Annotated in this window: 20 protein-coding genes; 14 read left to right on the forward strand and 6 right to left on the reverse strand. The window is 61.0% G+C overall.

Annotation, left to right across the window (positions count from 1 at the left end):
- Positions 1-355 precede the first annotated feature (355 nt).
- The 10 genes from bcsQ (BLL36_RS11910) to bcsQ (BLL36_RS11955) all read left to right on the forward strand — a co-directional run bounded on the left by bcsQ (BLL36_RS11910) (position 356) and on the right by bcsQ (BLL36_RS11955) (position 15,951).
- Positions 356-1,390: a cellulose biosynthesis protein BcsQ gene (gene bcsQ / locus BLL36_RS11910; protein ID WP_083735283.1), complete on the forward strand. Its 1,035-nt coding sequence runs from the start codon at positions 356-358 to the stop codon at positions 1,388-1,390.
- On the forward strand, positions 1,387-3,606 hold the full coding sequence (gene bcsA / locus BLL36_RS11915; protein WP_076951624.1) for a UDP-forming cellulose synthase catalytic subunit: 2,220 nt from the start codon (positions 1,387-1,389) through the stop codon (positions 3,604-3,606). The genes bcsQ (BLL36_RS11910) and bcsA overlap by 4 nt, the downstream gene beginning before the upstream one ends.
- On the forward strand, positions 3,603-5,876 hold the full coding sequence (gene bcsB / locus BLL36_RS11920; protein WP_076951625.1) for a cellulose biosynthesis cyclic di-GMP-binding regulatory protein BcsB: 2,274 nt from the start codon (positions 3,603-3,605) through the stop codon (positions 5,874-5,876). The genes bcsA and bcsB overlap by 4 nt, the downstream gene beginning before the upstream one ends.
- Positions 5,873-7,069, forward strand: a complete 1,197-nt coding sequence (gene bcsZ, locus BLL36_RS11925; protein ID WP_076951626.1) for a cellulose synthase complex periplasmic endoglucanase BcsZ — start codon at positions 5,873-5,875, stop codon at positions 7,067-7,069. Before bcsB ends, bcsZ begins: the two co-directional genes overlap by 4 nt.
- Positions 7,051-10,929 (forward strand): cellulose biosynthesis protein BcsC, encoded by a 3,879-nt coding sequence (locus tag BLL36_RS11930; RefSeq protein ID WP_076951627.1) that lies wholly within the window; start codon positions 7,051-7,053, stop codon positions 10,927-10,929. The genes bcsZ and BLL36_RS11930 overlap by 19 nt, the downstream gene beginning before the upstream one ends.
- 16 nt (positions 10,930-10,945) lie before the next feature.
- The gene (locus BLL36_RS11935) at positions 10,946-11,608 is read left to right on the forward strand and encodes an SGNH/GDSL hydrolase family protein (RefSeq protein WP_076951628.1); all 663 of its coding nucleotides are present in this window, start codon (positions 10,946-10,948) and stop codon (positions 11,606-11,608) included.
- Positions 11,608-12,273, forward strand: a complete 666-nt coding sequence (locus tag BLL36_RS11940; protein ID WP_076951629.1) for an alginate O-acetyltransferase AlgF — start codon at positions 11,608-11,610, stop codon at positions 12,271-12,273. The genes BLL36_RS11935 and BLL36_RS11940 overlap by 1 nt, the downstream gene beginning before the upstream one ends.
- Positions 12,274-12,290: 17 nt before the next feature.
- Positions 12,291-13,706, forward strand: a complete 1,416-nt coding sequence (locus BLL36_RS11945; RefSeq protein WP_076951630.1) for an MBOAT family O-acyltransferase — start codon at positions 12,291-12,293, stop codon at positions 13,704-13,706.
- A 12-nt stretch (positions 13,707-13,718) separates the two neighbouring features.
- Positions 13,719-14,843 carry an alginate O-acetyltransferase AlgX-related protein gene (locus BLL36_RS11950; RefSeq protein ID WP_076951631.1) on the forward strand — a complete coding sequence of 375 codons (1,125 nt, stop codon included), beginning with the start codon at positions 13,719-13,721 and terminating at the stop codon, positions 14,841-14,843.
- Between the two features lie 175 nt (positions 14,844-15,018).
- Positions 15,019-15,951: a cellulose biosynthesis protein BcsQ gene (gene bcsQ, locus BLL36_RS11955; protein ID WP_076951632.1), complete on the forward strand. Its 933-nt coding sequence runs from the start codon at positions 15,019-15,021 to the stop codon at positions 15,949-15,951.
- A gap of 240 nt (positions 15,952-16,191) precedes the next feature.
- On the opposite strand, the gene BLL36_RS11960 is transcribed toward bcsQ (BLL36_RS11955), so the two are convergent.
- The 5 genes from BLL36_RS11960 to BLL36_RS11980 form a co-directional block, all read right to left on the reverse strand.
- Entirely contained in the window at positions 16,192-17,379 is a 1,188-nt protein-coding gene (locus tag BLL36_RS11960) for a methyltransferase (protein WP_076951633.1), read from the reverse strand.
- A complete protein-coding gene (locus BLL36_RS11965; RefSeq protein WP_076951634.1) occupies positions 17,360-18,091 on the reverse strand; it encodes an ABC transporter permease in 732 nt (243 codons plus the stop codon). Before BLL36_RS11965 ends, BLL36_RS11960 begins: the two co-directional genes overlap by 20 nt.
- On the reverse strand, positions 18,088-18,783 hold the full coding sequence (locus BLL36_RS11970) for an ABC transporter permease (protein ID WP_076951635.1): 696 nt from the start codon (positions 18,781-18,783) through the stop codon (positions 18,088-18,090). Before BLL36_RS11970 ends, BLL36_RS11965 begins: the two co-directional genes overlap by 4 nt.
- Before the next feature lie 74 nt (positions 18,784-18,857).
- Positions 18,858-19,610, reverse strand: a complete 753-nt coding sequence (locus BLL36_RS11975) for an ABC transporter substrate-binding protein (RefSeq protein WP_076951636.1) — start codon at positions 19,608-19,610, stop codon at positions 18,858-18,860.
- 13 nt (positions 19,611-19,623) lie between these two features.
- Positions 19,624-20,397 carry an ABC transporter ATP-binding protein gene (locus tag BLL36_RS11980; RefSeq protein ID WP_076951637.1) on the reverse strand — a complete coding sequence of 258 codons (774 nt, stop codon included), beginning with the start codon at positions 20,395-20,397 and terminating at the stop codon, positions 19,624-19,626.
- Between the two features lie 555 nt (positions 20,398-20,952).
- Between BLL36_RS11980 and gabP the strand changes: the two genes are divergently transcribed.
- Positions 20,953-22,344 (forward strand): GABA permease, encoded by a 1,392-nt coding sequence (gene gabP / locus BLL36_RS11985; protein ID WP_076951638.1) that lies wholly within the window; start codon positions 20,953-20,955, stop codon positions 22,342-22,344.
- A 139-nt stretch (positions 22,345-22,483) separates the two neighbouring features.
- On the opposite strand, the gene BLL36_RS11990 is transcribed toward gabP, so the two are convergent.
- Entirely contained in the window at positions 22,484-22,897 is a 414-nt protein-coding gene (locus tag BLL36_RS11990; RefSeq protein ID WP_076951639.1) for a hypothetical protein, read from the reverse strand.
- A 277-nt stretch (positions 22,898-23,174) separates the two neighbouring features.
- Here BLL36_RS11990 and relB point away from each other — a divergent pair, with 277 nt between their 5' ends.
- Genes relB through BLL36_RS12005 form a run of 3 tightly spaced genes read left to right on the forward strand, consistent with a single transcriptional unit; the run spans position 23,175 to position 24,575 of the window.
- Entirely contained in the window at positions 23,175-23,369 is a 195-nt protein-coding gene (gene relB / locus BLL36_RS11995; protein ID WP_076951640.1) for a type II toxin-antitoxin system RelB family antitoxin, read from the forward strand.
- The gene (locus BLL36_RS12000) at positions 23,356-23,568 is read left to right on the forward strand and encodes a type II toxin-antitoxin system RelE/ParE family toxin (RefSeq protein ID WP_090220109.1); all 213 of its coding nucleotides are present in this window, start codon (positions 23,356-23,358) and stop codon (positions 23,566-23,568) included. The genes relB and BLL36_RS12000 overlap by 14 nt, the downstream gene beginning before the upstream one ends.
- A 41-nt stretch (positions 23,569-23,609) precedes the next feature.
- On the forward strand, positions 23,610-24,575 hold the full coding sequence (locus tag BLL36_RS12005; RefSeq protein ID WP_076951641.1) for an arsenic resistance protein: 966 nt from the start codon (positions 23,610-23,612) through the stop codon (positions 24,573-24,575).
- The last annotated feature ends 84 nt before the right edge of the window (positions 24,576-24,659 follow it).

The following is a 24,659-nucleotide window of genomic DNA, read 5'->3' on the forward strand; positions in this document are numbered from 1 at the left end:
CGGTTTAATTGCGGATTGGTATAGGCAAATTTTTAAGACATCCAACGACAAACATTCTTTTGTTCACAAGTGTGTCAGTCTCGTGTCGTACTTGTCTGTTCGAACAGCTAAGTCTGCCAGATAACAACGCAAGCTTATGTTCTTAAAACGAATGTGATTTCCCTCAAAAAATAGTCATAAAAATGGCGCCAGACCGTTCGTCGGATAACAATGAACTAAAAGCATCAAAATACTGACACCATCACTTTGATATCACAGAATGCGCCCACACCACATAACTAGAAAAATAAAAGGTCAGCCTGTTGCTGGCCTTTTTATCGCCTTTAAAGCGCAGACCAAGTGGGAGGGGCAGTGAGTGAGTCGTGCAGATGACATTTCAAAACTATTCAACAAGCTGGGTGCCAACCCAAGTGGCTACCGCGAGATCAATTTTGTCCATGAGTACATCGAGGACGATGTAGACGTCCTGGAAAGCCCGGTGGTCATTGAAGCGCTGCCTATGCTTGAAGCCCCGTCGGCACCTTTGCTGCGCCTGTTGGAAGAGTTGAACCAAGGCGAAGTCGAGCATCTGCAACCGCCTGAAATGGTAGAGGGGCGGGAGGGCGAAGTGTATTCGGAGCAGTCCACCCCCCACGTCGTAGTGGTGGTCTCGGTCAAGGGCGGCGTTGGCCGCAGCACCCTTACCGCCGCGATTGCCAGTGGCTTGCAGCGCCAGGGGCGCCCGGCGCTTGCTCTGGACTTGGACCCGCAAAACGCGCTGCGCCATCACTTGTGCCTGGGCCTCGATATTCCTGGCATTGGCGCCACCAGCCTGCTCAACGGAAGCTGGGAAGGCCTGCCGGAACGTGGTTTTGCCGGTTGCCGCCTGGTGGCGTTCGGCGATACCGACCACGAGCAGCAGAAGAGTCTGAATCGCTGGCTCGGGCAAGATACCGAATGGCTGGGCAAACGATTGGCCAGTCTCAAATTGAACGGCCAGGACACCGTGATCATTGACGTCCCGCCCGGCAATACCGCGTACCTCAGCCAAGCAATGTCGGTCGCCGACACCGTGTTGGTCGTGGTACAGCCGGATGTGGCGTCGTTTGGCGCCCTGGCCCAGATGGACAACATGCTTGCGCCGTACCTTCAGCGCGAAAAACCGCCACAACGCTTCTACGTGATTAATCAGTTGGACGCTGCTCACCGTTTCAGTCTGGACATGGCCGAGGTATTCAAAACGCGCCTGGGTCATGCCCTGCTGGGGTTGGTACACCGCGATCCTGCGTTCAGCGAGGCCCAGGCCTACGGGCATGACCCCCTCGACCCAACCGTCAACAGTATCGGCAGCCAGGACGTCCACGCCCTGTGCCGTACCTTGCTCGAACGAATCGACTCGGACCTTCCATGACCGACAATACGTCCTCCACGCCCTTCGTCGAAGGGCGCGCTGAACAGCGCCTGAATGCCGCCATTGCACGCTTCAATCGCTGGCCTGCGGTTCTGCGTACGGTGCTGGTTATTGCCAGTAGCGTGCTCGGTGGCTTGCTGCTGCTAGCCATCATTTGCGCGCCGCTGGACTTGTTCACCCAATGCCTGTTTGCCGCCATTTGCTTCGCGGTGGTGCTGGTGCTGCGCAAGATTCCGGGGCGCCTGGCGATACTCGCGCTGGTGGTGCTGTCGCTGGTGGCGTCGTTACGCTACATGTTCTGGCGGCTCACCTCGACCCTGGGTTTCGAAACCTGGGTTGATATGCTCTTCGGCTACGGCCTGGTGGCCGCCGAGTTCTACGCCCTCATTGTGCTCATCTTTGGCTACGTGCAAACCGCCTGGCCATTGCGTCGCACGCCAGTATGGCTCAAGACCGAGCCGGAAGAGTGGCCGACGGTCGACGTGTTTATCCCCACCTATAACGAAGCCCTGAGCATCGTAAAGCTGACCATCTTTGCCGCCCAGGCGATGGACTGGCCCAAGGACAAACTGCGCGTCCACGTGCTGGATGACGGCCGCCGTGACGACTTCCGCGACTTCTGCCGCAAGGTCGGCGTGAACTACATCCGCCGCGACAACAACCTCCACGCCAAAGCCGGTAATCTCAACGAAGCGTTGAAAGTCACCGACGGCGAATACGTCGCCCTGTTTGACGCCGACCACGTGCCCACGCGCTCCTTCCTGCAGGTGAGCCTGGGCTGGTTCCTGAAAGATCCGAAGCTGGCGATGCTGCAAACGCCGCACTTCTTCTTCTCGCCGGATCCGTTCGAGAAGAACCTCGACACCTTCCGCGCCGTGCCCAACGAGGGCGAGCTGTTCTACGGCCTGGTGCAGGACGGCAACGACCTGTGGAACGCCACTTTCTTCTGTGGTTCGTGTGCAGTGATCCGCCGCAAGCCGCTCCTGGAAATCGGCGGCGTGGCCGTCGAGACTGTGACCGAAGACGCCCACACCGCGCTCAAGCTCAACCGCCTGGGCTACAACACCGCTTATCTGGCGATCCCGCAAGCGGCCGGCCTGGCGACGGAAAGCCTGTCGCGCCACATCAACCAGCGCATTCGTTGGGCGCGGGGCATGGCACAGATTTTCCGCACCGACAACCCGCTGCTTGGCAAAGGCCTGAAGTGGGGCCAGCGCATATGCTACGCCAACGCCATGCTGCACTTTTTCTACGGTCTGCCGCGCCTGGTCTTCCTCACCGCGCCGTTGGCCTACCTGATTTTCGGCGCCGAGATATTCCACGCGTCAGCATTGATGATCGTTGCTTATGTGTTGCCGCACTTGGTGCATTCAAGCCTGACCAACTCGCGTATCCAGGGGCGTTTCCGTCACTCGTTCTGGAACGAGGTGTATGAAACGGTACTGGCCTGGTACATCCTGCCGCCGGTGCTGGTCGCACTAATCAACCCCAAGGCGGGTGGCTTCAACGTCACCGACAAGGGCGGCATCATCGACAAGCAATTCTTCGATTGGAAACTGGCGCGCCCGTACCTGGTGTTGTTGCTGGTGAACCTGGTCGGCCTGGGCTTCGGTATCCATCAGTTGGTCTGGGGTGATGAGTCCACCGCTGTCACCGTTGCCATCAACATGACCTGGACCCTCTATAACCTGATCATCACCAGCGCCGCCGTGGCGGTCGCCTCCGAGACACGTCAGGTGCGCTCCGAACCGCGTGTGAGTGCCAAGCTGCCGGTGAGCGTGATCTGCGCCGACGGGCGTGTGCTTGACGGCATCACCCAGGATTTTTCGCAGAACGGCTTTGGCCTGATCCTCGCCGATGGCCACTCCATCAGCCAGGGCGAACGGGTGCAGTTGGTGCTGTCGCGCAACGGTGAGGACAACCTGTTCCAGGCGCGGGTCGCGTTCAGCAAAGGTACACAGATTGGTGCGCAGTTCGAATCGCTGACCCTGCGCGAGCAAAGCGAACTGGTGCGCCTGACCTTCTCTCGCGCCGATACCTGGGCCGCCAGTTGGGGAGCCGGCCAGCCGGACACGCCGCTGGCGGCCCTGCGCGAAGTCGGCGGTATTGGCATTGGCGGGTTGTTCACTTTGTGCCGCGCCACCGTTCATGAATTACGTATGGCCCTGCGCCGCACTCCCTCACAACCGCTTGATACGCTGATGGACAAGCCATGACCCTCACACCCTTTTTCGCGCGCGCTCACTCGCGTGCTGCACTTGTGTTGATGATCGCTTCGTTGCTGGGCCTGGGCCCGGTGGCGCAAGCGGCCGACAAGCTGTCGATTGCTCCTGCTGCCGTGCAAGGTGCCGAGGACGGCTACAGCCTCACCCTCAAGCAGCTGGGTCGTCGCGATTCCATGAACCTGCAGGGTGTGGAATCGTCCGACAGCGTCAACTTCGATATCCGCGCCGACCAAGTGGTGACGGGCGCGCAACTGTTGCTCAACTACAGCTACTCGCCGGCGTTGCTCGCGGAGCTCTCGCAGATTAACGTGCTGGTCAATGACGAAGTCGCCGCCAGCCTGCCGTTGCCCAAGGAAGGCGCAGGCACTGTGCAGCAGACGCTGGTGCAGATCCCGCCGCACCTGATCACCGAATTCAACCGCTTGCGGCTGCAGTTCATCGGTCACTACACCATGTCCTGCGAAGACCCGCTGCACAGCAGCCTATGGGCCAAAATCAGCAACACCAGCGAACTCAAAGTTCAGATCTCGCCGATCCTGTTGAAGGACGACCTGTCGCTGTTGCCCCTGCCATTTTTCGACAAGCGCGATGCCCGTCAGGTCAGCCTGCCGTTCGTGTTTGCCACGGCACCGGACAACGCCACCCTGGAAGCCGCAGCCATCTTGTCGTCATGGTTCGGCGCGCTGGCCAGCTACCGGGGCGCAACCTTCCCGGCCACCCTGGGCGCCATCCCAGCCAAGGGCAATGCCATTGTGTTGGTCGTGAGCCCAGGCCCGATTGACGTGAACGGTTTGAAGGTAGCGCAAGCCACCGGCCCGAGCCTCAAGCTGATTGCCAATCCTAATGACCCGAACGGCAAGTTGCTGATTGTGTCGGGCCGCGATGGTGCCGAACTCAAGCGTGCCGCCACCGCCGTAGCGCTGGGCAGCCCGGTGTTGGCCGGCAACAGCGTGGTCATCGACCAGCTCGAAAGCCTCGCCCCGCGCCGTCCGTACGATGCGCCGAACTGGGTGCCAAGTGATCGTCCAGTGCGCCTGGGTGAGCTGGTCGATGTGAAAAAACTCAACGTGTCGGGCTACAACCCAGGCCCCATCAGCGTCGATTTCCGCCTGCCGCCCGACCTGTTCAACTGGCGTGAAGAGGGCGTGCCGCTGCACCTGAAATACCGCTACACGCCGCAACAGCAGTCGACCAATTCGTCGCTGCTGGTGGGCCTTGATGACCAGTTCATGAAAACCATGCCGCTGCCGTCTATCACCAGCCTGGCAGACGGCAATAACCTGCTGACCCTGATGGCCAAGGACAACACCCTGCCGCGTGAAGCCACCACGTTGCTGCCGATCAGTTCGGCCTCGCCCAAATCCAAGCTGCAGTTGCGCTTCATGTACGACTACATCAAGGAAGGCGAATGCCGGGACATCATCGTCGACAACATGCGTGGTGCGATCGACCCGGATTCGACCCTGGACATCAGCCAGTACCAGCACTTCATCGCCATGCCTAACCTGGGCGTGTTCAACGACGCCGGTTTCCCGTTCACACGCCTGGCCGACCTCTCCGAATCGGCCGTCGTAATGCCTGACAATTTCGGCACTGAAGCGTTGAGCGCTTACCTCACTGTACTGGGCCGCTTCGGTGAATCAACCGGCTACCCGGCCACCGCGGTCAAAGTGGTGCAGGCCAAAGACGTGCAAAGCGTTGCCGACAAAGACCTGCTGGTATTGTCCTCGGGCAATGACCAGCCGTTACTCAAGCAGTGGCAACAGTACTTGCCGGCCACCGCCAATGGCCCGCAGCAGCACTTCAAGCTCTCTGATCTGCCGCGCTACGTTAGCAAATGGGTAAGCCCGGACGCTGAAGCCAACAAGCATTCCGCCAATGCGGCCGTCACCTTTAACAGTACGAGCACCAACACCTGGTTCGCCGGCTTCGAGTCGCCGCTCAAGGCGGGCCGCAGCGTCGTATTGGTCGCCAGCAGCAAGCCGGAGGGGCTCAAGGCCGCGACGGCGGTGTTGATCGGTGGCGACGACTACGAGGACTCTATCCAGGGCAGCCTCGCGGTGGTGCAGGGCAAGCAGGTCAGTTCCCTGGTGGCTGACCAGCAGTACTATGTCGGCAAGCTCGGCGTGTTCAAGTATGTGCAGTGGCAGTTGTCGCAGAACCTGGGCTGGATGCTGGTCATTACCTTCCTCGGTCTGGCGATCGTGACGTGCCTGGTGTACCTGTCGCTGCGTGCCCGTGCAAAACGGCGGTTGGCATGATGCGTCCAGCCGCTTGGGTTGTGGTGGGCGCCGCGTTGTTCGCGGGTGCGGCCCAGGCCCAGACGTGCGACGCGCAATGGCCGTTGTGGCAGAACTACGCCACGCGCTTTGTGCAGGATGACGGGCGAGTGCTGAACTCGTCCCTCAACCCCAGCGAAAGCAATTCCGAAGGTCAGTCCTACGCCATGTTCTTTGCCTTGGTGGGCAATGACCGTGCGCGCTTCGACAAGCTGTGGACCTGGACCAAGTCCAACATGGCCGGCAATGACATCGGCCATTACTTGTTCGGTTGGCTGTGGGGCAAGACCAAGGGCGGCGAGTGGGGCGTGATCGATGCCAACTCTGCCAGCGATGCCGACCTGTGGATCGCCTACGCGCTGCTTGAAGCTGCGCGTATCTGGAACGTGCCGCAGTACCGCAGCGACGCGCAGTTGGTGTTGGCTAACGTTGAAAAGACCCTGATCGTGCGCGTGCCGGGCCTGGGCAAGATGCTCTTGCCAGGGCCGGTGGGCTACGCCTACCCAGGCGGGTTGTGGCGTTTCAATCCCAGCTATCAAGTGCTGGCGCAGCTGCGACGCTTCCACAAAGAGCGTCCGAACGGCGGCTGGAATGAAGTGGCCGACAGCAACGCGAAGATGCTGGCCGACCCGCACAGTAATCCCCATGGCTTTGCCGCCAACTGGGTCGGTTACCGCGCCACCAGCGCCAACACCGGCGTGTTTGTGGTCGATCCGTACTCCGACGACCTGGGCAGCTACGACGCGATCCGCACTTACCTCTGGGCCGGGATGACCGCCAAGGGCGATCCGCTCGCGGCGCCGATGCTCAAGGCGTTGGCGGGTATGTCACGTGCGACGGCGGCATCGGCCAATGGCCTGCCGCCGGAAAAAGTCCATGTACTGACCGGCGAAGTCGAGAAGAACAATGGCTATTCACCGCTGGGGTTCTCGGCGTCGGCCATGGTGTTTTTCCAGGCCAGGGGCGAGACCGCCCTGGCGCAGTTGCAAAAGCAGAAGCTCGACGACGTGCTGGGCAAGGCCATGGCCACCTCCGCGCCCGACACCGCGCAGCCGCTCTATTACGACTACATGCTTAGCCTGTTCGGCAAAGGTTTTGCCGATCAAAAATACCGCTTCGAACAGGACGGTACGGTCAAATTATTCTGGGAGGGCGCATGCGCCGCCACACGCTAGCCCTTGCGATATTGGCCACCCTGGCGTCCAGCGCCAGCCTGGCTGCATCCAGCGACCCACGAGCCTTGCTGATCGAGCAGGGCAACTATTGGCAGTCGAAGAAGAACCCCGAGCGGGCTCTGGAAAGCTGGCAAAAATTGCTCAGCATGAGCCCCGAACAGCCGGATGCGCTGTACGGTATCGGTCTGGTCCAAGTGCAACAACAGCACCCTGAAGAAGCGCAAAAATACCTGGCCCGCCTGCGCGCGATTTCGCCGCTGCCGCGCCAAGCCTTGCAGCTTGAGCAAGACATCGCCATCAACACGCCGGCCAATGCCCGATTGCTGGAGCAGGCCCGGGAGCTGGGCGAGCCGGTGGAAGAACGTGAAAAGGCCGTGGCGCTGTACCGCCAGATTTTTCAGGGGCGCCAGCCTCAGGGCCTGATCGCCCGCGAGTATTACAACGTCCTGGCGTTTACGCCCAAAGGCACGGACGAAGGTATCTCCGGCCTGCAACGCGTGACGCGGGAGCGTCCGGATGACGCTATCGCCGCGCTGTTCCTGGCCCGTCACCTGACGCGTAACCCGTCGTCTCGTGTCGAAGGCATCCGCGCAATGGCGCGCCTGTCAACCGACAACGACGTGGGCGGCGCCGCCGACGAGGGCTGGCGCTTCGCGCTGGTCTGGCTGGGAGCGCCGAAGAGCGACCAGGTGCCGCTGTTCCAGCAGTTTCTGGCCAAGCACCCGGATGACACCGAGATCCGCGCGCTGATGAACAAAGGCATCGCCCAGGACAAGGGCGTTAGCGGCTGGCAGCGCGATCCGAAGTTGGTCAAGGCGTTCAACGCGCTGGACGAGGGCGACCTGAAAACCGCCGAGCCTCTGCTGGCGGCGCGCCTGGCGGAAAAATCCAATGATATGGATGCTCTCGGCGGCATGGGTGTGTTGCGTCAACAGCAGCAGCGTTTCAGCGAGGCCGAGAACTACTTGGCCCAGGCGACGCGCCTGCCTGGCGGTACGGCTTGGCAAAAGGCCCTGAGCGACGTGCGTTACTGGCGCTTGCTTAACGAGGCGCGCGACGCACAGGCCGCTGGCCGCAGTAGCCAGGCGCTTGACCTGGCAGCCCAGGCCGAGCGCCTGAACCCAGGCAGAGCCGACGCCACCGTGGCCTTGGCTGGCTTCCAGGCCCAGGACAATCAACTCGACGCTTCCGAAGCCACCTACCGCAAAGTCCTGGCCCGCAACCCAGGCGACCCTGATGCGCTGAGTGGCTTGATCGGTGTGCTGTCCCAATCGGGCCGCCCGGATGAAGCGTTGAAGCTGATCGATTCGGTACCCCCGGCCGATCGCGCCAAGTTTTCTTCGACCGCGAAAATCAAAGCCATGCGTGCCACCCAATTGGGCAAGCTGGCAGATCAGCGTGGCGATTTGAAAGCGGCTCAGGCGGCTTACCAGCAGGCCCTCGACGCCGACCCGGAAAATCCCTGGACGCGTTTCGCCCTGGCGCGGGTTTACCTGCGCGACGGACAAATTCGCAACGCCCGCGCCTTGCTTGACGGCCTGCTCAAGAGCCAGCCCAATCAGCCGGACGCGCTGTACACCAGCACGTTGCTGTCGGTCGAACTGGATGAGTGGAAGGCGGCCGATGCTACCTTGTCGCGCATCCCGGCCGGTCAACGCACCCCCGACATGAATGAGCTGGCGAACGATATCGCCTTGCACAAGCAAACCGAAATCGCGATTGAGACCGCCCGCCGTGGCCAGCGTCCTGAAGCGCTGGCCTTGCTGGGCCGCAGCGCAACGCTCGCCGGCAAAAAGCTCGAGCGCCTGGCGGTGTTGGCGTCGGCTTATGTGGATGTGGGCGCGCCGGAGGAAGGCCTGCAGATCATGCAGGACGTGCTGCAAAAGACTTCGACCCCGACCGCTGACCAGAAGCTGCTTTATGCCAGCGTACTGCTCAAGGCCAACCATTACACCGAAGCCGGCGAAATCCTGCGTGACCTGCAGGGTCAGCCCTTAAATGAAGCCGGTCGCCAGCGCTACGAAGACCTGATTTTCCAATACCGGGTCAAGCAGGCCGATGCGCTGCGTGAGAAGAACGATCTGGTCGCGGCGTACGACATGCTCTCACCGGCCCTGGTCCAACGCCCCCACGATACGTCGGCCATTGGCGCACTGGCACGCATGTACGCGGCAGGTGGAGACGGCAAAAAAGCCATGGAGCTTTACCGTCCGCTGGTCCAGCAAAACCCCGACAACGCACGCCTGCAACTGGGCCTGGCGGATATTGCTTTGAAGGGCGGTGATCGCAACCTCGCACAATCGGCCGTGGACAAGGCGCTGACGCTGGAACCAGGCAGTGCCGAGGTGCTGACCTCGGCGGCGGGTATCTACCGTGGGCTGGGTCGCAACAACGAAGCCACCGAATTGCTGCGCCGCGCGCTGGCCATCGAGAACGCGCAGCGCGTGCAGGCGCGTTCGGCCCTGGCAGACGCTCAGGGCGTGACCTACAACCCGTTCGTGGGCTTGCCTGGCCAGCGTCGGCAGATCACCGACCTGGCGGTCGATCGCGGGACTGTGCCGCCGCCGATCGATGCACCGGCCAGCGTGATGCCTGGGCCTGTCGCGCCAGGCATTGCGGCAACTGCCGTGGCAGGCAACGACTACGCGCCGTCGAACGGCTTGAGTGGCCCGTTTGTGCCGCCAACTCGCATCGCAGCGCTGGACAACCCGACCTTGAGCCCGGCGCAACGTGCTCTGGACTCGATGTTGCGTGACCGTAGTGGTTATCTCGTGCAGGGCCTGAGCGTGCGCAGCAACAACGGCGAAAGCGGGTTGAGCCGCATGACCGATGTGGAGACGCCGTTTGAGGCGCGCATGCCGGTGGGTGATTACAATGTGGCGTTGCGTGTAACGCCGGTGAGTTTGAGTTCTGGCTCCGTCAAGGCCGTTTCAGACACTCGCTTTGGCACAGGCAGCACAGGAGGTGCCGGTTCTCAGCGCGAAAATGGCGTGGGCCTGGCTGTGGCGGTGGAAAATCCGGGCGAAGGCCTCAAGGCCGACATCGGTGTCAGCCCGTTGGGCTTTACCTATGACACCGTCGTTGGTGGTGCGAGTGTGTCGCGACCATTCACCGAAGGCGGTAATTTGCGCTATGGCGTCAATGTTTCCCGGCGCCCAGTCACCGATAGCGTCACCTCTTTTGCCGGCTCCGAAGACAAGGCCACGGGCCGCAAGTGGGGCGGTGTGACCGCCAACGGCGGCCGTGGCGAGTTGAGCTACGACAACCAGGAAGTGGGCGCTTACGGCTATGCGTCGCTGCACCAGTTGCTGGGCAACAACGTCGAAGCCAACACGCGCATGGAGTTGGGCAGCGGTGTCTACTGGTACCTGCGCAACACGCCCACCGACACTCTCACATTGGGCGTCAGCGGCATGGCCATGGGCTTCAAGGACAACCAGGGGTTCTACACCTACGGCAATGGGGGCTACTTCAGCCCGCAACGCTTTTTCTCACTGGCTGTTCCGGTGCGCTGGGCGCAGAGCTTCGACCGTTTCAGCTATGAGTTGAAAAGTTCTGTGGGCGTGCAGCATATCGCGCAAGATGGCGCCGATTACTTCCCGACGGACAGTCGCCTGCAAGCCAATGCACCAACCCAAAGATACGACAGCAGCAGCAAGACCGGCATCGGCTACAGCCTCAACGCGGCCGCCGAATACCGTCTTACGTCACGCTTTTATCTGGGTGGCGAAGTCGGTGTCGACAACGCCCAGGATTATCGCCAGTACGTCGGCAACGCGTACCTGCGCTACCTGTTTGAAGACCTGAGCGGGCCAATGCCTCTGCCGGTCAGCCCTTACCGCTCGCCTTATTCGAATTGATTGATAGGAGTCATCCATGCCTGTTTCCGCAATTGCCGGCCTGACCCTGCTGGTACTGGGCGAAAGCCATTTGAGCTTTCCCGACCACCTGCTTGACCCGTTGCAAACCAACCTGACGGCGCAAGGTGCCAAGGTTCACTCCATTGGTGCATGCGGTGCCGGGGCGGCCGACTGGATTGTACCGAAGAAGCTCGATTGCGGCGCCGAAAACCTGCCGGGCGCCAAGCCGCAAGTGTTCGGCAAGAACGCCATGAGCACCACCCCGGTCAAGGACCTGATCGCCAAAGACAAGCCGGACCTCGTCGTGATCATCATCGGCGACACCATGGCCTCCTACCCGGACCCGCAGTTCCCCAAAGTCTGGGCATGGAAAAGCGTGACCTCGCTGACTAAGGCCATCAGCGAAACCGGCACCAAGTGCGTTTGGGTCGGCCCGGCCTGGGGCAAGGTCGGCAGCCTGTACAAGAAGGATGACGCGCGTACCAAGCTGATGTCGCAGTTCCTCGCCTCCAACGTGGCGCCGTGCACCTACATCGATTCGCTGACCTTCTCCAAGCCAGGCCAGTGGGTCACCACCGACGGCCAGCACTTCACCATCGACGGCTATCAGAAGTGGGCCAAGGCCATCGGCGGTGCACTGGCGGCATTGCCTGCAGACGCTGTGAAGGGAGCCAAATGATGAAGCGTATCTCGCTGGGCCTGGCGACGTTGCTGGCCTGCGCCAGCACGTACAGCGCGGATATACCGCTGTATCCCACCGGCCCGGAAAAGGACTCGGCGTTTCTGCGGTTTGCCAACGGCACGCGCAGCGAACTGAAACTGGTAGCCGAAGGCTCCAAGGCCAGCCTGGTATTGGGTGGCGACAAGCTCGTCTCCGATTACCTGCCCGTGTCGGGCGGCAGTGCGCCGGTCAAGGGTGTGCTGAGCCTGGAGGGCCAACATTCTGACCTGGCGGTGACCGTGGCCCCGGGCGAATTCGTCACCGTGGTGGCGTTGGCGGATGCCAAGGGCGGTATTCGCCAAGTGGTGATTCATGAGCAGCCGGACGACTTCAATGCCTTGAAGGCCTCCCTGGCCTTCATCAACGTCGATGCCACCTGCGCCGACGCCAGCCTGGAAGCCGTGGCGCAACAAGCCGAGCTGTTCAAGAAGGTCGCCGAAGGCGCGGTGCAGCGCCGCATGATCAACCCAGTGCAATTGTCGGTGCAGCTCAAGTGTGCCGGCGCGCCGGTCGGCCAGCCGCTGAGCTTCGGCCTCAAGGCGGGCGAGCGCTACAGTGTGTTCGCCTTGCCATCCGCGACGGGCTCGCGGTTGTTGTTCGCACCCGATTCGCTCGCTAACTGATCGGGCCCGACACCACCATGGTCTTTGCCTCACTCGAGTTTCTCACGCTGTTCCTGCCGGCTTTCCTGTTGATCTATGCGCTGGCTCGTCCGAGCTGGCGCAACGTCATCCTGTTGATCGGCAGCTGGTTGTTCTACGGCTGGTTGAGCCCGCTGTTCCTGTTGCTGCACATGCTGTTGACGGTGGTGGCATGGATCGGCGGCTTGCTGGTGGACCGCTCCCGTGAGGACGGCAAAGGCCGGGTGCGCCTGTTGATCGCGTTGATCGTGTTCAACACGGCAGTGCTGTGTTGGTACAAGTACGCCAACATCGTCGCCGGCACCGTGAGCGAGGTGATCACCTGGTACGGCGCCATGCCGCTGGACTGGCAGCGCGTGGCCTTGCCGGCAGGCTTATCGTTCATCGTGCTGCAGGCGATTTCCTACCTGGTGGATGTGCACCGTCATACGGTGCCGGTGGAGCGTAGCTTCATCAATTACGCCACTTATATCTCGATGTTCGGACACTCGATCGCGGGCCCGATCATCCGTTACGACTGGGTCCGCCGTGAGTTGAGCCAGCGTTATTTCAACTGGGCGAATTTTTCTCTGGGCGCGCGGCGCTTCATGATCGGCATGGGCATGAAAGTGCTGGTGGCCGACACGCTGTCGCCGCTGGTGGACATCGCCTTCCACCTGGAAAACCCAAGCCTGGTGGACGCCTGGATCGGTTGCCTGGCGTATTCGCTGCAACTGTTCTTCGACTTCGCCGGCTACAGCGCGATGGCCATCGGCCTGGGCCTGATGCTGGGCTTCCACTTCCCGGAAAACTTCAACCGGCCCTACCTGGCCAGCAGCATCCAGGATTTCTGGCGGCGTTGGCACCTGTCGTTGTCCAGTTGGTTGCGCGACTACCTGTACATCGCGTTGGGCGGCAACCGCGGCGGCGCTTGGCGCACCTATCGCAACCTGTTCCTGACCATGGCGATTGCCGGGCTGTGGCACGGCGGCGACAGCTGGAACTACCTGCTGTGGGGGGCGGCCCACGGTGTGGCGTTGTGCGTTGACCGCGCGTGGTCGCGGTCGAACCTGCCGAGTATTTCGCCGGTGTTGGCGCACATCCTCACACTGTTGTTTGTGTGCCTGGCCTGGACCTTGTTCCGCGCACCGGACTTCCATTCGGCACTGACGATGTACGCCGGTCAGTTCGGCCTGCACGGCATGGGCCTGGGCGACGCGCTGGCCGTGGCGATGCGCCCGGCTCATGGCATGGCGGTCGTGCTGGGCCTGGTGTGCATAATCGCGCCTATCTGGCAGGTACGCTGCGAACAGCGTTTTGGCACCCGGCCCTGGTTCGTGGCAGCGGCATCGCTGTGGCCGGTGGCCGGGTTTGTGTTGTCGTTTGCGCTGATTGCCAGCCGCGACGCCGTACCGTTTCTGTACTTTCAGTTCTAAGGACGCCTGACCATGCCTGCTCCTACTGCGCCGACTCCACCGAGCGACTTGGCCGTTCGTACCAGCCCCCTCGCGGCCTGGGTGCTGGTGCCCTTCTTTGCGGCGGGGTTGTTGTCCTGCGTCTGGCTGATGGTAAAGGGACCGATAAGTTATGTGCCGGCCAAGGTCAACACGGACATGCTGCTGCATGGCGACCTGACTCACCGTTTTGCCAAAGAACTGGCCAAGGCGCCGATGGCAATCCAGGCCGCCAATATTGAACGCGCCGGCAGCTGGCTGGCGTTTGGCGATACTGGGCCTCGCGTCCGCCCGGGTTGCCCCGGCTGGCTGTTTATCAGTGATGAACTGCGCATCAACCGTTACGCCCAGAGCAATGCCCAGACCAAGGCCAAGGCAGTGATCGACCTGCAAAAACAACTCGGGCAAAAAGGCATCGACCTGCAAGTTGTGGTGGTACCGGACAAGAGCCGCATCGCCGCTGCGCAGCGCTGTGGCCTGTACCGCCCGTCGGTACTGGATAGCCGGGTCCGGGAGTGGACCGCCGCATTGCAGGCCGCCGGCGTGTCCGCTTTGGACCTGACCGAGACGCTCAAGCCGCTGGGCGCGGAAGCCTACCTGCGCACTGACACACACTGGAGCGAAATAGGCTCGAATGCCGGCGCCCAGGCCTTGGCGCAGCGGATCCAGCAGCGTGGCATCAAGGCCACGCCGGAGCAAACCTTCGACATCACCCAGGCGCCGCTTGCCGTGCGCCCCGGCGATTTGGTGCGCCTGGCCGGTCTCGACTGGTTGCCGCCCAAGCTGCAACCACCAGGAGAGTCGGTCGCGGCCAGTACAGTCCATGAATCCGGCGGGGCAACCAGCAATGCCGACGACCTGTTTGGCGATGCGGGTCTGCCCAATGTGGCGCTGATCGGCACTTCATTCTCGCGCAACTCCAACTTTGTTGGCTTCCTGCAAAAGGCCCTGAACGCGCCAGTGGGTAATTTCAGCAAGGATGGCGGTGAGTTCTCCGGTGCGGCGAAGGCTTATTTCGAGAGCCCGGCATTTAAACACACTCCGCCTAAGTTATTGATTTGGGAAATCCCAGAGCGGGATCTGCAAACACCCTACGACGTAATCACGATGGGTCAGTAATTTGACGATTGGCCGTTTGTCTAGAAATAGACAGCCTCTCCTTCAAAATAATGACACTTTTGCGAGCTTGAAGCAGACTGCTTGCACTAGGGCGACCACGAAAAGACCTGCGGTAAGCAGTCGTATCAGCTGACCTTTTCACGTCTTTAAGTTTCGTCGTGATGAGGAATTCGCTATGAGCTTTACCGATGCTCTTCTCGTTCTGCTTGGCAAAGACGTCATTCGCGACGCCGAAGGGCTGAATGCGCGGCTGCATTTTTTCGGCGGCATCCCCGTGGATGACGGCACCCAGTTTTCCCCTCAAACCCCCAATTCGGATGCAGAGTCCCAGCCGCTGGATAAGGCTGCGCGGCGCCCCTGCGTGGTGGCGCTGGTATCGGTCAATGGCGGTGTGGGGCGCAGTTCTCTGGTCATGGCATTGAGCAGCGCTATGCAGCGCCAAGGCGAGTCGGTGCTGGCCCTGGATCTGGATCCGCAGAACGCTTTGTTTCACCACCTCGGCCTCGACTCGAGTGTGCCCGGCATCGGCCGCGCCAGCTTGCAGAATACGCAGTGGGCGCATTGTCGGCAGGCGGGTTTTGCCGGGGCCCAGGTGATTCCGTTCGGCGATACCGATACCCAGCAGCAGGAAACCCTGCAGGGCTGGCTCAAGCGCGAGCCGGATTGGCTGGCGCAACAATTGGCAGGGTTGCGCCTGGGTGAGCACCAAACGGTGATCATCGATACACCTGCCGGTAATAACGTCTACTTCCATCAGGCGTTGAACCTGGCCGACGGTGTGCTGGTTATTGCGCGGGCCGATGCCGCGTCACTGGCCACGTTGGATCAACTGGACGGCCTGCTGGCGCCTTACCTTGAGCGCGAGACTGCACCTGCTGTGCATTTTGTGATCAACCATTTGGATGAGGGCAATGCTATCCAACTGGATATGGTCGAAGCGTTCAAGCAGCGTCTGGGGACCGTGCCGCTGGAAGTGCACGGCGATACGGCCTTCAGCGAAGCCCAGGCTTGCAGCGCAGACCCGCTGGATGTTCGCGGGATCAGCTTGGTGGTGGACGATATCAACGACTTGAGCCGGGTAGTCAAGGCGTTGGAAAAACGCTGCTGAGGCGCGGTTTAAGCGCACACCGCCAAATGCTTATGCACAATCGGTTGGATGAGATGTCACGAAACAACCATTTTGTGGAGCTGTTCTCATCCCGGCGCAACTGCCTGTTTTACGTGCCTTTTATTTTATGAACAAAAAATGACCAGCCTGGCTTTTGGCCTGGAATCCACGTGCCTTCAGGTTCCGTAGAGAATTCATCAACAGAGTTATCCACAGGCTGCGGTGCGGCAATTTTGCCCTTTAATCGCGCTCGGCAAGCACCATCAAGTTGCGCGGCGTCAATGCGCAATCGCAGAAGCTGCCTACTTCAACCCTGTAGCCGTTTTCGCCAAGAAACAACGCCCGATCCAGTACCAGCCACACCTCCAGCGGGCGCCGAAACAGCCCACGCACCAATTCCAGATTCCTGACCTCGGCCAGGCGCTGCCAGCCGTATGCCTCCAGCGCTGACCAATTCTGCTCGCCTGTGGATAAGCCTTTGAGGTTCGCCAGTTCACGGCAGTAGTCGGCGAAGGGCATGCCCAGCCAACTGGCGGGCAGGGACGGCGTGGGCAGGTACTCGTCGAGGCCGCGCAGTTCGCGTTGCAGGTGGTCGAAGCCGAGGCGCCTGGCCATGGAGATGTCCCGCTGCTGGCGCACCCGCTTGCCGGCGGTGACGGTTTCGCTCAGCGGCAGGCCCAGGTCATCGATCGACAACTGCAAGTGCGATGCGCGCCCGGCGTTGGACAGCGGTTGGTAAGTGTCGGCGTTGATGCGGTTATAGCAGCAGGGCGCCAGCGCCAGCTGTTTGCAGCCAACCGCGCTGGCCAGTTGCAGCAGGCGCACGTGCAGGTCGCCGCAGGCATGCAGCGCTACGGGCGTATGTTCGTCGGTCATAGCCACGTCGGCCGTCACGTCTTGCAGGCGATGGGTGACGGGCAGGCCGTGGTGTTCGCTCAAGGCTCGGCCTGTGGCGATCAGCGCGGGGTCATATTCCAGGCAGGTCAGCGTTTGACCGGCTTGCAGCAGGCGGCGACCCAGGTGGCCCTTGCCGGCGCACCAGTCCAGCCAATGCGTGGGAGTTTGCGCAAATTGCAGCGCGGCACCGAAGGCTTCGATCTGCTGCCATTTGCGGCCGGGCACATCAACGTTCAGGCGATGGCGCGCGGGTGCCAGCGGTTGCGTCGGCAATTTATCCACAGCGCTGAGTTGTCTGGCTTGGGCGGCAAGTTGTGGAAAAGGAGCGGGTGCCGGCAGGTCATGGGGTTGGTTGTGGCTGGTCTCGGCATCGGCCAACGAACGTTGGCGCAGCCAGGCGGCGAGGTCGGGATGTTCGGTTTCCCAGGGTAGATGCCGATGAGTAAAGGGCCGTGGTTTCCACAGCCCCTGATGCTCGATCAGAAACGCATCCAGCGCCTGGAAGCGTGCCTCAACGTCCCTGGCATTCATCGACGCGCAGCCAACGTTCCAGCAGTTTGAAGCCGCGCACCAAAATGTAGGCCATCAACAGGTAGAACAGGCCGGCCGCGAAGAAGATCTCCACGGGCAAGTAAGTGCGCGCGATGATCGTGCGCGCCATGCCGGTCAGTTCCAGCAGGGTCACGGTACTGGCCAGGGCGCTGGCCTTGAGCATCAGGATCACTTCGTTGCTGTACGCCGGCAGGCCGATGCGCGAGGCGCGCGGCAGGATGATGTAGAACAGCGTCTTGGGCTTGGACATACCCAGGGCACGCGCCGCTTCGATCTCGCCGGGCGGAATGGCCTGGATCGCGCCGCGCAGGATCTCGGCGATGTAGGCGGCGGTGTGCAGGGTCATGGTGGCGGTCGCGCACCAGAACGGATTGCGCAGGTACGGCCACAGGAAGCTCTCGCGTACGGCATCGAATTGCGCGAGTCCGTAGTACACCAGAAACAACTGCACCAGTAGCGGCGTGCCACGGAAGAAGAAGATGTAGGCGTAGGGCAAGGCGCTGACGTACCAGCGGCGCGAAGAGCGGGCGATGCCCAGGGGAATCGCCAGCAGCAAACCGGCGATCACTGCGATGGCCACCAGCTCCAGGGTCAACGTCGCGCCCTGGGCCAGCTTGGGCAGCCACTTGATGATCACAGCCCAGTTAAGGCCCAGGTCGAAATGCGCCAGCCAGCTGTAGTCGCCGCTCATTGGGTGCTCCTTGCAAAGCCGCGGGCGGCGCGTTTTTCCAGAAAGTGCATGCCGGTCATGGCCAGTACCGTGAGCCCCAGGTACATGAACGCGGCGACCATGAAGAAGGTGAACGGCTGCTTGGTCACGGTCACGCCGATCTGCGCGTGGCGCATGATTTCTTCCAGGCCGATCACCGACACCAGCGCGGTGTCCTTCATCAGGATCATGAACAGGTTGCCCAGGCCGGGCAGGGCGATGCGCCACATCTGCGGCATGATCAAGCGGGTAAAAATCCGCACCTTCGACAGCCCCAGCGCCACACCGGCTTCGCGGTGGCCCTTGGGAATGGCGAGGATCGCACCACGAAACACTTCCGTGGCGTAGGCGCCAAAGCACAGGCCCAGGGCGATCACCCCGGCGGCGAAGGCGCTGAGGGAAAGGTCGGGGTAGCCGAAGAACTCACCGAGGGCGCGCATCAGGTTGACGGTGCCGAAGTAAATCAGCAGCACCCACAGCAATTCGGGAATGCCGCGAACAAGGGTCGAGTAAGCTCCGCCCAACCATTGCAACGGCTTGTAAGGCGACGTCTTGGCCAAGGCCCCGGCCAGGCCGAGCACCAGCCCCAGGCACAACGCCGTGAGCGCCAGTTTGACGGTCATCAGCGCACCAGCGGCAAGCGCCGGGCCGAATCCGTAGAGATCGAAATTCATGGTGGTTTCATATCGCGGCAGGCAGTGCAAAAAGCCGGCGCGCCCCAGTGAGCGCGCCGGGCATGCCGTTCAGATCATTCGATGCTGAACGGGAAGTACTTGTCGTTGATCTTTTTGTAGGTGCCGTCTGCCTTGATCTCTGCCAGGGCTTTGTTCAGGCGCTCGCGCAGTGGGTCGCCCTTGCGCACGGCGATACCGATCTTGTCGCTTTCTACAACCGGGTCGCCCTTGAACTCGTAGGCCGAACCGTCTTTGCTCTTGAGCCATTCGTACTGCACGTACTTGTCGGCCAGGATGCCGTCGAGGCGACCGGAGGTCAGGTCGAGGTAGGCGTTTTCCTGGGTGTCGTACAGCTTGGCTTCGGTGTCCGGCAGTTTGTCTTCCAAGTAGCTACCGGCCAGGGTCGCACGTTGTGCACCGATGACTTTGCCCTTCAGGTAGTCCGCGTCGGGTTTGAAGTCGGCGGTGGCCTTGGGCGCGATGAACTGCAGCTTGTTGGAGTAGTACGGGTCGGTGAAGTCGACGGCCTGCTTGCGCTCATCGGTGATCGACAGCGAGGAAATCAGGAAGTCGAACTTCTTGGCATTCAGGGCCGGGATGATGCCGTCCCAGTCGGACACGTACACTTCGCACTTCTCGACTTTCATCTTGGCGCACAGGGCGTCGCCGATGTCTTTGTCGAAGCCGACCACGTTGCCGCTGGCGTCTTTGTTGTTGAAGGGCGGGTAGGCCGCTTCAATCCCCATTTTCAAGGTTTCTGCCATGGCCGTGGCGCTGAACGCCATCGAGACGGCCGCGGCCAGAAGGAATTTTTTATAGTTCTGCATGCATGTTGCTCCGTTAGCGGTTGCTGGACATGAATTGTTTGCAGCGCGCCGAAAGCGGGTTTTCAAACACCTGCTGTGGCGATCCTTGCTCTTCGACCAGGCCCTGGTGCAGGAACACCACTTCGCTGGACACCTGACGGGCGAAGCCCATTTCGTGGGTGACCAGCAGCATGGTGCGGCCTTCTTCGGCCAGCGCGCGGATCACATTAAGTACTTCCTGGACCATTTCCGGGTCAAGCGCCGAAGTGGGTTCGTCGAACAGGATGACCTTGGGCTGCATCGCCAGGGTGCGCGCGATGGCCGCCCGTTGTTGCTGGCCGCCGGAGAGCTGCGCAGGGTAGGCGTGGCGCTTGTCGCCGATGCCGACCTTGGCCAGCAGGGCTTCGGCCACTTCGATGGCTTCGGCTTTACTCTGGCCGAGCACGCGGCGCGGGGCCTCGATGATGTTGTCGAGGATGCTCATGTGCGGCCACAGGTTAAAGTTTTGAAACACAAAACCGATTTCGCTGCGCAGGCGGTTGATCTGCTTGCCGTCGGCGGCCATCAGCTCGCCGTTTTTCGCGGCCTTGAGCTTGAGTTCTTCGCCGGCCACCAGGATCTGGCCCTGGTGCGGGTTTTCCAGCAGGTTGATGCAGCGCAAAAAGGTGGACTTGCCGGAACCGGAGGAACCCAGGATCGAGATCACGTCGCCGTCGCGAGCGGTCAGCGAGATACCTTTGAGTACCTCCAGCTCACCGTAGCGTTTGTGCAAGTTGCGGATTTCAAGCGCGGGCGTGGCCTGGGCCATGTGCGGTCCTCATTGTGTTCGTTGCGATCTTCGCTGTTGGTCCGCCTTCCTGGCGAGGCGCCAAGCTAGCATAGCGTCCGGATGGCAGCCAACAGCGCGGCCGGCGGTAAACAGGTGGTGTGCGGCGGGGTGTCGCATCGGCACAGCAGCGTGTCGCGCCATCAACAACCGAACAACCGTTTGAACCTGGAAAACCGCCGGCTTCGCGTAAAAAAGGGCGCGATGGTGCCAGCTTTGGCCGGGTGTTGGAAGGGTTAACCGGGCAAACGGTGCGTATCAGCCCTTTTATGGAGCGTCACGTACTTTTTGTGTGTGTTTATGGTGCGTTTATTCGTCTTGAAAGTGGGGAGGACGGTAACGCTATAGCGGAATGCCATTATTATCAAAGAGTTGCGATGTGTGCCGAAACGTCCTACAGCCCACGCCCATTGGGACTTTGAAACATTTTGGCGCAAATCTTGCGTAAAAAATAAAGAACGCCCTGTTGGTTTCTTTTCACGAGAAAGCTTCCAAGCCGGGCGAACCGTTTTCGCAATTCCTCGTAAAGGTGTGTCAATGAGTAGTACGCAAAGCTCCAATGACCTCGAACAGGGGCTCAAACCGCGTCACGTCACCATGCTGTCGATTGCCGGCGTTATCGGTACCGGTTTGTTCGTCGGCTCCGGCCACGCGATTGCTGCCGCTGGCCCGGCCGTGCTGCTGGCGTATGCCGCTGCCGGCACGCTGGTGGTATTGGTGATGCGCATGCTGGCCGAAATGGCCGTGGCGTCGCCGGACACCGGTTCGTTCTCCACCTACGCCGACCGTGCGATCGGTCACTGGGCCGGTTTCACCATCGGCTGGTTGTACTGGTGGTTCTGGGTTCTGGTGATCCCGTTGGAAGCCAACGCCGCCGCGACCATCCTGCATGCCTGGTTCCCGGATGTGGCCATCTGGGCCTTTACCCTGATCATCACGTTGCTGCTGACGGCGACCAACCTGTTCAGCGTGAAGAACTACGGCGAGTTCGAGTTCTGGTTTGCGCTGATCAAGGTCGTGGCGATCGTAGGGTTCGTGATCCTCGGCCTGGCTGCGATTTTCGGTTTCCTGCCGACCAGCCAGGTCAGCGGCGTCTCGCACCTGTTCGACACCCAAGGCTTTATGCCCAACGGCATGGGCGCCGTATTGGCTGCGATCCTGACCACCATGTTCTCCTTCATGGGCACCGAGATCGTCACCATCGCCGCCGCCGAATCGAAGAACCCCGGCCAGCAGATCACCAAGGCCACCAACTCGGTGATCTGGCGGATTGGTTTGTTCTACCTGCTGTCGATCTTCATCGTGGTGTCCCTGGTGCCTTGGAACGATCCGACGCTGGCGGCCGTAGGTTCCTACCAGACCGTGCTGGAACGCATGGGCATCCCGAACGCGAAGCTGATCGTCGACCTGGTGGTGTTGGTTGCCGTGACCAGTTGCCTGAACTCGGCGCTGTACACCGCTTCGCGCATGCTGTTCTCCCTGGGCCGTCGCGGTGATGCACCGTCCGTGGCCAAGCGCACCAACAAGAGCGGCACGCCTTACTGGGCGGTGTTGCTGTCCACTGGCGCGGCATTCCTGGCGGTGTTTGCCAACTACGTGGCGCCGGCGGCGGTGTTCGAATTCCTGCTGGCCAGCTCCGGCGCTATCGCGTTGCTCGTGTACCTGGTCATCGCGGTGTCGCAACTGCGTATGCGCCAGAAGCGTGTGGCGGCGGGCGAGAAGATCGTCTTCAAGATGTGGCTGTTCCCCGGCCTGACCTATGCGGTGATGGTGTTCATCGTGGGGACGTTGACGATCATGCTGTTCCAGGAAGCGCACCGGGTCGAGATTATTGCGACTGGGGTGCTGAGCTTGCTGGTGGTGCTGGCGGGGTTGTTTGTATCCAGTCGGCGCAAGGCCCAGAGGGTGGGCGCTGCAGTACTGAACTGATGGAATGAAATGCGGTGCTTGATGCGCCGCAGTTCAAATGTGGGAGCGGGCTTGCTCGCGAAGGCGGTGTATCAGTCAGTATGTCTGGCGACTGACACTCCGTATTCGCGAGCAAGCCCGCTCCACATTTGGTTTCGCGTCAATCTTGAACGCTTGCCAACGCCTGAGACGCCGCAACGTAGTCCGCTTGAAACTCCGGCGATTCAATCCACGCCAGCGCCGCCGCTTCGTCCTCGGTATCCGTGGCCCACTGCCGATACTCGATCAACGCCGCCAGGATAAAGTCGGTGGCTTCCTCTTCGCCTTCCTGCTCCAGCACCAGCGCCAGCAACGGGTGGGCCAGGAACACGGCGCACAGGGCCTGCTGGCTGATCTCGCCTGCGCTGCGCATCTGCACGAACAGCTCGGTCAAATCCACTGACTCAAGGTCAATGCGGCTGTCATCGCCGGCAAACGCATCCGGTTTGGCCGCCACGGCGCGCTGGGTACGGTTCTGCTTGGCCTTGGCCTTTGCCCGGTGGGCGCGTTTTTGCTGCTTGTTCGGCGAAGCCATGGGCTTGAGGTCCTGGGTTCTGGATCTGGGTGGGGTATTGAAGCGCAGGTTGGTGGAAATCCCAAGGGAATCTGTGCAAGAGCCCATTCGCCAAACGTTACCGCGATTCATCATTATTGAGTCTGCACCGTATGTTTTTCCTGGTAACACTTCGCTAATTTGCCAGTACTTGTAGCGGCTTCAACTGGCGATCTAATCTTCGGCGCCATACATCCGAGAGAAACGACAGCGAACCATGGACAGATTAGACTGGCAGGCACCTATTACGGAGGTCTCTATGAGCATCCCCCTTTCTCCCATCGTTTCAGAGTTTGAAACAGAAGAGCAGGCTGCCAGCTATGACCGTTGGTTTCGCGCCAAGGTGCAGGCTTCAATTGATGATCCTCGGCCCAGTATTCCGCATGATGAAGCCATGGCCGAAGTCGAGAGAATGCTAGAAGAGAGGCGTCAAGCTCGTCGTGCTGCTCGTTAAATGGCGACCTGAGGCTATTAGCGCCCTGACCGAATTCAAGCAAGGGAGGTTGTCAGGCACTCGGGAAATGGTTGTTCATCCGAACTATTTGGTGGTCTATCGAGTGATTGAGCAGGTTGAAATCCTGACGGTGTTGCATACGCGCCAGGAATTTCCCTCGACTTTGACCGCACCGTTCCACTCGACCTCGTGCCAGTAGATACATAGGCTTGCACCTTTGCGGCCTACTAGAGTGCCTTCATGACCCGCGACACCCTCGAGCACAACCAAATTCCCATCTATTTCTGCGCCGTCATCCTGGCTGCCGCCTTGGGCCTGCTCGCGCCTTTCTTTGCTCACCACCTCAGCGCATTGATCACGCCCTCCATCGCGGTGCTGATGTATGCCATGTTCCTGCAAATTCCGTTTCTGCACTTGCGCCAGGGCTTGAGCAACAAGCGCTTTGTATCAGCATTGCTGCTGGCCAATTTCATCCTGGTGCCGTTGCTGGTGTGGGTCTTGACCCGTGGCCTTGCGGAGCGTCCCGCGTTGCTGGTGGGGGCGTTGCTGGTGTTGCTGACGCCGTGCATCGACTACGTGGTGGTGTTTACCCATATCGGCAAGGGTGATTCGCGCTTGATGTTGGCGGCAACGCCCGTGCTATTGCTGCTGCAGTTGGCGCTGTTGCCGGTCTATCTGAGCGTTATGCTCGGTGCGCAATCCGAGGTGGTGGTGGAGGCTGGGCCTTTTGTTGAGGCGTTCCTTTTGTTGATCGTGATACCGATGATCCTGGCGGTGGTCACGACTGCCTTGGCGCGGCGGTCATCGCTCGTCAGTGTTTGGAATGACGCTTGGGCGTGGCTGCCGGTGCCGGCGATGGCGCTGGTGTTGTTCGTGGTAATCGGCTCGCAGATCACGTCGGTGGTACGGGATACCAACCTGCTGCTACCGGTGATCCCGGTGTACGTCGGCTTTCTGTTGCTGGCGCCGTTGATGGGTGCGCTGGCCTCGCGGTTGTTTGCGCTCCCGGCGGCAACGGCGCGAGCGGTAACGTTCAGCGCGTCCACACGCAATTCACTGGTGGTGCTGCCGCTGGCATTGGCGCTGCCTGAGGATGTGCGAGAGTTGGCGGCCACGGCGGTGATCCTGCAAACCCTGGTCGAGTTGGTGGGCGAGTTGATTTACGTTCGGTTGATCCCGCGGTGGATATGGCCCGCAGGTCGCTGAACCTGGGAATCTTCAGTTCCGTTCAGTCGCCATACAGGAGGGTGGTCGGCACCATATGCCGGCGTCCCCTACCTGGCAGGCCAA

This window comes from Pseudomonas cedrina subsp. cedrina, assembly GCF_001983175.1.
Classification (GTDB): Bacteria; Pseudomonadota; Gammaproteobacteria; order Pseudomonadales; family Pseudomonadaceae; genus Aquipseudomonas; species Aquipseudomonas cedrina.

Excerpts from the sequence above, each read along its gene's own strand:
- gabP (WP_076951638.1), top strand. The coding sequence starts at position 20,953 with ATGAGTAGTACGCAAAGCTCCAATGACCTCGAACAGGGGCTCAAACCG.
- BLL36_RS11960 (WP_076951633.1), bottom strand. The coding sequence starts at position 17,379 with ATGAATGCCAGGGACGTTGAGGCACGCTTCCAGGCGCTGGATGCGTTT.
- bcsZ (WP_076951626.1), top strand. The coding sequence starts at position 5,873 with ATGATGCGTCCAGCCGCTTGGGTTGTGGTGGGCGCCGCGTTGTTCGCG.
- BLL36_RS11980 (WP_076951637.1), bottom strand. The coding sequence starts at position 20,397 with ATGGCCCAGGCCACGCCCGCGCTTGAAATCCGCAACTTGCACAAACGC.
- BLL36_RS11990 (WP_076951639.1), bottom strand. The coding sequence starts at position 22,897 with ATGGCTTCGCCGAACAAGCAGCAAAAACGCGCCCACCGGGCAAAGGCC.
- BLL36_RS11965 (WP_076951634.1), bottom strand. The coding sequence starts at position 18,091 with ATGAGCGGCGACTACAGCTGGCTGGCGCATTTCGACCTGGGCCTTAAC.
- BLL36_RS11935 (WP_076951628.1), top strand. The coding sequence starts at position 10,946 with ATGCCTGTTTCCGCAATTGCCGGCCTGACCCTGCTGGTACTGGGCGAA.
- BLL36_RS11950 (WP_076951631.1), top strand. The coding sequence starts at position 13,719 with ATGCCTGCTCCTACTGCGCCGACTCCACCGAGCGACTTGGCCGTTCGT.
- BLL36_RS11945 (WP_076951630.1), top strand. The coding sequence starts at position 12,291 with ATGGTCTTTGCCTCACTCGAGTTTCTCACGCTGTTCCTGCCGGCTTTC.
- BLL36_RS11975 (WP_076951636.1), bottom strand. The coding sequence starts at position 19,610 with ATGCAGAACTATAAAAAATTCCTTCTGGCCGCGGCCGTCTCGATGGCG.
- BLL36_RS11970 (WP_076951635.1), bottom strand. The coding sequence starts at position 18,783 with ATGAATTTCGATCTCTACGGATTCGGCCCGGCGCTTGCCGCTGGTGCG.
- BLL36_RS12005 (WP_076951641.1), top strand. The coding sequence starts at position 23,610 with ATGACCCGCGACACCCTCGAGCACAACCAAATTCCCATCTATTTCTGC.
- bcsB (WP_076951625.1), top strand. The coding sequence starts at position 3,603 with ATGACCCTCACACCCTTTTTCGCGCGCGCTCACTCGCGTGCTGCACTT.
- bcsQ (WP_076951632.1), top strand. The coding sequence starts at position 15,019 with ATGAGCTTTACCGATGCTCTTCTCGTTCTGCTTGGCAAAGACGTCATT.
- BLL36_RS11940 (WP_076951629.1), top strand. The coding sequence starts at position 11,608 with ATGAAGCGTATCTCGCTGGGCCTGGCGACGTTGCTGGCCTGCGCCAGC.
- bcsA (WP_076951624.1), top strand. The coding sequence starts at position 1,387 with ATGACCGACAATACGTCCTCCACGCCCTTCGTCGAAGGGCGCGCTGAA.
- relB (WP_076951640.1), top strand. The coding sequence starts at position 23,175 with ATGAGCATCCCCCTTTCTCCCATCGTTTCAGAGTTTGAAACAGAAGAG.
- BLL36_RS11930 (WP_076951627.1), top strand. The coding sequence starts at position 7,051 with ATGCGCCGCCACACGCTAGCCCTTGCGATATTGGCCACCCTGGCGTCC.